Raw genomic sequence first — 8,071 nt, 5'->3', positions numbered from 1 at the left:
ACCGCAGCCGTCCCAGCAACTCACCCGCGGTCCGGGCCGCCCGGGCAGCCTCTATGCTGGCAGCAGCAGCCGCCTTCGATCTTGTTGTCTTCACAAACACATGATCAACGGGCGGCTGCGTCCATGTCGGACGCCGCCCCCACCACATCCCAGCAGGTCAGACTGCTAATGGCGGCTGCCGTACTAGGCGCGGACGCCGGCCAGGAACGGCAGGACCACGGCGCTGCCGAGCAGGGTGGTGGTCATCAGGGCGGTCATGCCGCGGCGGTGGGCGGCCACGCGCAGGTCACCGAGCTTCACCTGCTGCTTGCGGGTGAAGGGCGCGAGCTCGACCAGCGCGGTGACCAGTTCCGGCGCCTTCGCCGCGGCGATGGTGACCGCACCGCCGGAGATGGAGTGGCCGACGAGCACGGCCGGCCCGCCGAGGTGCCGCACCAGGGCGATCAGGTCTCCGGCGATCGCGGTATGGGTGTAGGACGCCCGCCCGACGCTGGACTCACCGTGCCCGCGCAGGTCCGTCGCGGCGACCCGGTAACCGGCCTGCACCAGGGCGGGGGTGAGGAACCGGTACGCCGGTCGGCTGTCACCCATGCCGTGGGCGAGCACCACCAGCGGCCCGGTGGCGCCGGTCACCTCGTAGGCGATCGTCCCGCCGTCGACGCTGAGGAACTCAGTCACAACGTCCTCCAGGAAGCTCATTAGCGCCTTGGCTTATGCGCGTAGCTGAAAAGCTATCACACTTAGCTTTGGTGTCAACCCCGGAGGCGCCTGACGCCGACGGCAACCGGGTCTCCGTCCGCCGCGACCTCGGCGAGCCGGGCCGACGCCCGCCGGGTCCACATCCCGAGCATCGCCTCGGCCATCACGCCGGGTCTGTGGCACTGTGCAGGTGGATCATCAAGCAATCGCGGGGGCCCGGCCCTCGCCGTACCGAGAGAAGGCCATGCTCCTCGGGACCGCCGAGACACACCCGCCGTCGCCCGTCGTCGAACTGAGTGACGTGACGTTCCGGCGGGATGGCAGGCAGATCCTGCACGGCATCGACCTCACGGTGCGCGAAGGTGAGCACTGGGCCCTGCTCGGCCCGAACGGCGCGGGCAAGAGCACACTGCTGGGATTCTGCGGCGCGCTCACCCACCCGACCTCGGGAACCGTGCGGATCCTCGATCAGCAACTCGGCCGCGTCGACCTGCAACAACTGCGCAGGGCGATCGGTCACGTGAACCCCCGTCATCCGCTGCGGTCACCCCTGACCATCCGCGAGGTGGTGCTGACCGGCATCGTCGGATCGGTCGACCTGCCGCCGCGCTGGCAACCGACCCGGGACGACCGTGCCCGGGCGGATTCCCTGCTGGGCATGTTCGGGCTGGTCGACAGGGCCGACGAACGCTGGCCCACCCTCTCGCAGGGCGAGCGGGGTCGTGCCCTGATCGTCCGGGCGCTCATCAGCCGGCCGCGACTGCTGCTGCTGGACGAACCCTCGACCGGTCTCGACGTCGCCGCCCGGGAGCAGTTGCTCGAGACCATCGACCTGCTCCGTCAGACCCACCCCCGTCTCGCCTCGATCATGGTCACCCACCACCTCGAGGAACTTCCGGCGACGACCACCCACGCGATGCTGATCAGCGGCGGCAGCGTGGTCGCCGCCGGTCCGGCCGGCGGGACGGTCACGACCGCCCAGGTGTCGGCGGCCTTCGCGCACCCCATCGAGGTACGCCACGAGGACGGGCGCTGGGCGGCCCGCGCCGGGTCCGTCCGACGGTTGGCCGCCGCCACCGGCTGAACCCATTTCCGGTACGCCTTCGGGGTGAACGGTCGATCAGATATGGCGCAGTTGATCGCCGTTCGGATTCCGCCCGTACAGAAACACGTGGACACGGATTCGCCCACCCGAATCGGAGGAGTCCCATGCTCAGCACGTCTCGACCCCGTTTCCGAGGGCTCCTGGTCATCGGAGTGGCCGGTGGTCTCGCGGCGGCCGGATCCACCACTTCAAGGGACCGAGTTGGCAGTCCCAGCGCGACGATTCCCTGATCACGGCCAAGAAGACGGCGGAGAGCCCGCGCGCGGGGACGATCCCGGAGTTGCTGCTGACGGTGGACAGCCACACCGGCACCGGCCTGCTCGGCAATGTGGCGTACATCAGTCGGCTCCTGACCTCGGGCGGCGCGGCCCCGGCGGGCGCCTGCACGGACGGTGCCACGACGTCCGTGCCGTACGGCGCGGTCTACGTCTTCTGGGCGGCGAAGCGGTGACAGACCGCTGCCCGGCACCCCGGTACGGGGGGTGCCGGGCAGCGGCGGTGCTCAGAGGGCGAAGCGGTCGAACTTCTCCCAGGTGCTGATCGACGTCCGGTTGGCGATGAGCGGCTTGGTGCCCTTGCTCTCCGCCACCACGTATCTGCCGTTGGCCGCGGCGCGCAGGCTGATCGTGCCGTCCGCGTTGTTGATGATGGTGAACTTCTCCCAGGTGCTGACCTTGGTCCGGTTGGCGATCAGCGGCTTCGCGCCCTTGCTCTCCGCCGTCACGTACCGACCGTTGGACCGTGAGCGGAGCGCGACGTAGCCGCCGCCCGCACTGATCACGTCGAACTGCTCCCACCGGGCAACGGTGGTGCGGTTGGGGATCAGCGGCCTGGCGCCACCGCTCTCGGCCACCACGTACCGCCGGTTGGCCCGTGAGCGGAGGGCGACGGGGGGCACGGCCACCGGTGCGCCGGTGAGCCGGGTGAGAGACGCGTAGGTGCCGTTGAAGACGTTCTGGCTGTAGTTGCCGGGCTTGCTCGGGTTGCCGGCGGCGTACTGCCAGATCGTCTCCGAGGTCCAACCCGCCGGCAGCGGCGGGCGAGCGCTGGTGTAGCCGGCGATGTCCAACGGGTTGGCGCCGAACGACGCGTTCTTACCCGTGCAGGGGTTCCAGTAGTTGGTGTTCGTGTAGATCATCACGGGCCGGCCGATGCGTGCCTTGACCTGGTCGGTGAAGGACCTGATCCAGTTCGACATCTCGGTCGGGGTCAGCCCGTAACAGGTGGGCGCGCCGCTCCAGTAGGGCCACTCGATGTCGACCATCGGCACGAGGGTCTGGCCGTCCTTCGTGAACGTGGCGCTGTCGACGAAGAAGTTGGCTTCGGCGATCGGGTCGCGCTTGTCCGGACGGGCGAAATGGTAGGCGCCGACGAGCAGACCCGCGTCCTTGGCCGCCGCGTAGTCCTCGGCGAAGTACGGATTGAGGTACGTCCGGCCTTCCGTCGCCTTGACGTAGGCGAACTTGACGCCGCTGGCCGCGACCGCGGGCCAGTTGATCGGGCCGAGGCTGTGGTCGTGGCTGGAGACGTCGATGCCCCGGACCGAGTAACCCGCCGGCATCGCGGCGCTTGTGGCCATCGCGCCGCTGCGCGCGCCCGGAGCGACGCCGGCGTTCGCTCGGCCACCACCGTCGACGGACGGGTCCGCGGCCTGCGCCGGCTGCGTCACACCGAGCGCCGCACCGGCCGCGAGGCCGGCGGACATCAGCACACAGAGCAATCTTCTAGGCATGGTGAGGTGGAATTCTCCTTGATCGCGAGGTCGAGGTGACCGTCGGCGCGGTGGGCGGAACCCGCAACGCCTCGTGCGCCGCGCAACGGGGCACGGCTGGCTGACTCCATCGAGTGGGTTCGCAGAGTATTCCTTGTCGACGGAGGGTCGCGCTGTCCCGGTGGACCGAAATCACATCATCGGCAGGACGTGTCGAGCCGTACGGTCGAAATCAACTCCGCGTAAAGTTCCGATTCATATCATGGAGAATTTCTTCCGATTCTTATTGGTTCAACTGCGCTGACTCTGTTGTTTCGACCACCCTGCAAGGGGTATCTACGCCTTCGCTGAATGCCTGACCGAATGGTGAGTCGGGGGTATTGATGAAGGCAGTTGTCTACCATGGCACGGGCGACATCAGAGTAGATGATGTTCCCGAGCCAAAAATTGAACACCCGACCGACGCTGTCGTTCGGGTGACGACGGCGGCGATCTGCGGCACCGACCTGCACTTCATCCGCGGCACGATGTCCGAAATGGAGCCCGGTCGTATTCTCGGCCATGAGGGCGTCGGCGTGGTCGAGGAGGTGGGCTCGCAGGTCAGCAACTTCAAGCCGGGCGATAGCGTACTCATCTCCGCGGTTCTCGGTTGTGGGTCCTGCTCCTACTGCCGGCGCGGCTACTTCGCGCAGTGCGACGACATCAACCCCTACGGCCCGCGATCCGGTACGGCATCCTTCGGCTCGCCGAGGCCCCAGGGCCCTTTCAACGGATTGCAGGCCGAGTACGCGCGTGTTCCGTTCGCCCACACGAATCTCTTCCGGCTGCCGGACACCGTCACGGACTCCCAAGCGATCACCTTGTCCGACATCTACCCGACCGGCTATTTCGGCGCGGTCCTCGCCGACGTGCGGGACGGAAACGTCGCCACGGTGTGGGGCTGCGGACCGGTCGGTCAATTCGCCGTGGTGTCGGCGTTCCAGCGCGGCGCGTCGCGGGTCATCGCGATCGACGGGCACGCCGACCGTCTGGAGAAGGCGAGACTCCACGGTGCCGAGGTGGTCAACTTCAACGAGGTGGGCCCGGTGCAGGCCGTCATGGAGTTGACCCGCGGCATCGGCGCCGACTGCGCGGTGGACGCCGTCGGGGTGGACGCGGAGAGCGCCAAGCCGGGGCCCGCCTCCGGGGGTGCGCACGACGCCGCACAGCAGCGCCGCGACGAGCAGCGGGACATCTCCCCCGACGCCAACCAGGACGTGACCGACGGCCGGTGGAAGCCGGGGGACGCCCCCAGCCAGGCCCAGACCTGGGCGGTCGAGAGCCTGGCCAAGATGGGCACCCTCGGAGTCGTGGGCGTCTATCCGGCCAACGACCGGTACTTCCCGATCGGCACCGTGTTGGCCCGCAACCTCACCGTCCAGGCCGGCAACGGAAACCACCCCCGCTACATCCCGAAGCTGCTGGCGACGGTCGAGTCGGGCCGCATCGACCCGGCGACGGTGGTGACGCAGCACGAGCCGGTGACGGACGCGCTCAGCGCGTACCGGGAGTTCGATCTCCGCAGCCCGGGAAATGACGGACAAGGTATTGAGCGGAGTCAGGGTCGCGGTGCTCGCCACGGACATGGTGGAGACGCCCGAGCTGGTCGAGCCGTGGAAGGCGCTCAAGGCGGCCGGCGCGGACCTGGAGCTGATCTCCAACAAGAGCGGCACGATCCAGCTCTTCACCCACTACGACAAGGCCGACACCTTCCCGGTGGACAAGCAGGTCAGTGAGGTCTCGGCGGCGGACTACGCGGCGCTGGTCCTGCCCGGTGGCGTTGGCAATCCGGACACGATGCGGATGGACCCGACGGCCGTCCAGTTCGTGCGGGACTTCTTCGACGCGGGCAAGCCGGTCGCCGCGATCTGCCATGCCCTCTGGCTGCTGGCCGAGGCCGACGTCGCGCGTGGCCGGACGATGACGTCCTGGCCGTCGCTGCGTACCGACCTGGTCAACGCCGGCGCGACGTGGGTCGACCAGGAGGTCGTCGTCGACGACAACCTGGTGACCAGCCGGAAGCCCGACGACATTCCCGCCTTCAACCCGAAGGTGATCGACCTGTTCGCCGCGCGAGCACGATAAGGGGAGAGCATGCTGATCATCACCGCGAGGTTCCGGGTACGGCCCGAGGACGCGGAGCAGTGGCCGGAGACGGTAGCCGCCCTCACCCGCGCGACCCGCGCCGAGGCCGGGTGTCTGTGGTTCGACTGGTCGCGCAGCGTCGACGACCCGAACGAGTACATCCTCATCGAGTCCTACCGGGATGAGGCGGCGATGCAGGCACATTTGCAGTCGGACCACTTTCGGCAGGCTCAGCGGGATCTGCCACCACGCCTGGCCGAGACGGTGCAGACCGTCCGGGCCACCATCGCGCAGGACGGCTGGACCCCGTTCCCGGACCTCGCCGTGCCGGCGGGAAACAGCTAGCGAACCGGGGCGGGAGCCGGATCGGGCTCCCGCCCCGCGTCGGCACCTGCGGCAACAATGGAGGACTCTTGACGAAGAACACGGCTGACGGGGAGCACAAACCCGGCGAGATTCGCACCGTACTGACCGTCGTCGCCGTCGGGATCGTGCTGGCCGTGACCTTCGTGGCCTCGTACACCCTGGCGTTGGACCGCCCGCCGCCGGACCGCATTCCCGCGGCGCTCGTGGGTGGCGAGACGAGCGACGGGGCGATCGCGCAGCAACTGAAGTCGAGCATGCGTGACGCGCTCGAATATCGCAGCTACCCGACCGCCGAAGCGGCCGAACATGCCATCGAGCGGCAACAGGTCTACGCGGCCCTGATCGCTGAGCCGGGCAACTCCCGGCTGCTGGTCGCCAGCGCCGCCGGCAACTCCCTCGCGCAGATGCTGCGCAACGCCGCTCTGAAGCTGGACGAGCAGGGCGGGCGGAGACTGGTCGTCACCGACGTCCGGCCATTGCCCGACACCGACCGCTCAGGTCTGGCCGCCTTCTACGCGATGATCGCCGCGACCCTCCTCGGCTTTCTCACCGCCCTGCAACTGCGGATCAATGTCGGCCGACTACCCCTGCGGACCTGGCTCTCCATCCTCGCCGGTCTCACCGTCGTCGGCGGTCTCGCGCTGGCCGTCGCCGTGGGCCCGATCCTCGGGGCGTTGCCCGTACCCCTGCCCGCCCTCTGGGGCACGCTGGCGGCCCAGATCGCCGTCACCAGCCTCTTCGGCACGCTGATGGTGATCCTCATCGGGCGATGGGCTGTCGTCCCGACGTGGTTGATCTTCATCGCGATCGGTAACGCGGCATCGGGTGGTGCCGTGGCGACCGCCCTCCTCCCGCAGCCGTACCGGACCATCAGCGACATCCACCCCAACGGCTGCGTCATCGCGCTGCTGCAGACCACGTCGTACTTCCCCGAGGCGGTGGGCCTACGACCCGTGCTCGTCGAGGCGGCGTGGCTCGTCGGCCTGCTCGGGCTCGTCCTGCTCAGCGCGAGATTGGTGCGCAACGGCCCACGGTGGAAGTGACAGAGCCGGCTGCACCCGCCCGCACCCTCGGCGGTAGGCCCGACCGCCATCGCACCTGCCGTGAGTTACGACAGGTGCGATGGCGGTCGTTGCGTGGACCAGCGGAGTGGACGTCAGCCCTGAGGCTGAAGCTCGACCTTCAACCAGCCCTTACGGCGGTGGTCGAAGGCCTCGTACGCCTCGATGACGTCGGTGATGGGCTCGTCCTGCGTGACGATCTTCGTGAGGTCGAGCCGACCGGCCAGGATGTGATCGAAGATCAACTGCCACGTAGCGACGGTGGTTGCAGATGCCCATTCGGATGGTGAGGTTCTTGTTGATCGCCGTGCCAATGGGGTAGGAGGTGATCGTCGGAGGGTAGCCACCCACGATCGCGATGGTGCCCACCTTCGCGGCGCACTCCACGGCCCACTCCAACACCTGGGCGGGGTTGTCGCCGGCAACCCAGTGGTCGCCGCTCCGGATGGCGTCTGGCGTTGCCGTCTTCCGAACCTGGGCCATGGCAGCCGCATCGTCCTTCCCGGGGACGCCCGGCCCCTGCTGCGGGTGCTGGGCGTCGATACCGACCCCTCGTCGAACCCACTGAACGTGCCGCGCACAAAGTGCAGGTCCGTTCCGCAGATGGCCGACCCGGTCAACCGCACGATCGCGTCTGTCGGAGCCTGCAGGCTCGGCTCCGGAACATCCTCAAGGCGGATGTCTCCCACAGCATGGAATACCACGGCCTTCATGCATCAACCTCTCTAGGTGTGACCGCTGACCCGGACGAATTACGCCATTGTTTCGAGATCAACCCAGTCCTTGCGGTTAGTCACCTTTTCGGTAGATATGTGCCAGGACGTTGAGAGCGGGTACGGGGGGTGCGGCCCGGGGCGATCGGACCGGGGTACGTATCGCCGCACGCGACGACAGGGCGGGCCCGGTGGTGTGCCGGGCCCGCCCTGTCGTGGTGGTGTCAGCGTTGCAGGGTGAGGAGGCCGGGTCGGTAGGGCAGGAGGCCGTAGTCTCCGCCGGAGTTGGGGG

General features: G+C 68.3%; 7 protein-coding genes and 2 pseudogenes. 6 read left to right on the top strand and 3 right to left on the bottom strand.

The features are described 5' to 3' along the window. Positions 1 to 222: 222 nt before the first annotated feature. Positions 223 to 678 (bottom strand): annotated as a pseudogene (locus F8271_RS28325) (alpha/beta fold hydrolase); the annotation flags it as partial. A 265-nt stretch (positions 679 to 943) separates the two neighbouring features. Between F8271_RS28325 and F8271_RS28320 the strand changes: the two are divergent. Both F8271_RS28320 and F8271_RS28315 read left to right on the top strand, forming a co-directional pair. Then, positions 944 to 1,783, top strand: a complete 840-nt coding sequence (locus F8271_RS28320; RefSeq protein WP_151492900.1) for an ABC transporter ATP-binding protein — start codon at positions 944 to 946, stop codon at positions 1,781 to 1,783. Between the two features lie 97 nt (positions 1,784 to 1,880). After that, a complete protein-coding gene (locus F8271_RS28315) occupies positions 1,881 to 2,255 on the top strand; it encodes a DUF3455 domain-containing protein (RefSeq protein WP_370461985.1) in 375 nt (124 codons plus the stop codon). Positions 2,256 to 2,306: 51 nt separating this feature from the next. Here F8271_RS28315 and F8271_RS28310 read toward each other — a convergent pair whose 3' ends face one another. After that, positions 2,307 to 3,536 carry a GH25 family lysozyme gene (locus F8271_RS28310; protein WP_151492899.1) on the bottom strand — a complete coding sequence of 410 codons (1,230 nt, stop codon included), beginning with the start codon at positions 3,534 to 3,536 and terminating at the stop codon, positions 2,307 to 2,309. Positions 3,537 to 3,898: 362 nt separating this feature from the next. Here F8271_RS28310 and F8271_RS33515 point away from each other — a divergent pair. The 4 genes and pseudogenes from F8271_RS33515 to F8271_RS28290 form a co-directional block, all read left to right on the top strand. Further along, a pseudogene (locus F8271_RS33515) lies at positions 3,899 to 4,657 on the top strand (alcohol dehydrogenase catalytic domain-containing protein); the annotation flags it as partial. Positions 4,658 to 5,138: 481 nt separating this feature from the next. Then, the gene (locus F8271_RS28300) at positions 5,139 to 5,639 is read left to right on the top strand and encodes a type 1 glutamine amidotransferase domain-containing protein (protein ID WP_370461984.1); all 501 of its coding nucleotides are present in this window, start codon (positions 5,139 to 5,141) and stop codon (positions 5,637 to 5,639) included. Between the two features lie 9 nt (positions 5,640 to 5,648). After that, the gene (locus F8271_RS28295) at positions 5,649 to 5,984 is read left to right on the top strand and encodes a putative quinol monooxygenase (protein WP_151492897.1); all 336 of its coding nucleotides are present in this window, start codon (positions 5,649 to 5,651) and stop codon (positions 5,982 to 5,984) included. 68 nt (positions 5,985 to 6,052) lie between these two features. Next, positions 6,053 to 7,048 carry an ABC transporter permease gene (locus tag F8271_RS28290; protein WP_151492896.1) on the top strand — a complete coding sequence of 332 codons (996 nt, stop codon included), beginning with the start codon at positions 6,053 to 6,055 and terminating at the stop codon, positions 7,046 to 7,048. Between the two features lie 113 nt (positions 7,049 to 7,161). Here the strand turns inward: F8271_RS28290 and F8271_RS33510 are convergent, their stop codons facing one another. After that, complete coding sequence (locus F8271_RS33510; protein WP_225854827.1) at positions 7,162 to 7,311, bottom strand: hypothetical protein; 150 nt, start codon at positions 7,309 to 7,311, stop codon at positions 7,162 to 7,164. Positions 7,312 to 8,071: the final 760 nt, after the last annotated feature.

The organism is Micromonospora sp. ALFpr18c (assembly GCF_008868155.1).
Classification (GTDB): domain Bacteria; phylum Actinomycetota; class Actinomycetes; order Mycobacteriales; family Micromonosporaceae; genus Micromonospora.
The sequence above is the reverse complement of the archived record's forward strand: the minus strand, read 5'-3'. Positions and strand labels throughout refer to the sequence as shown.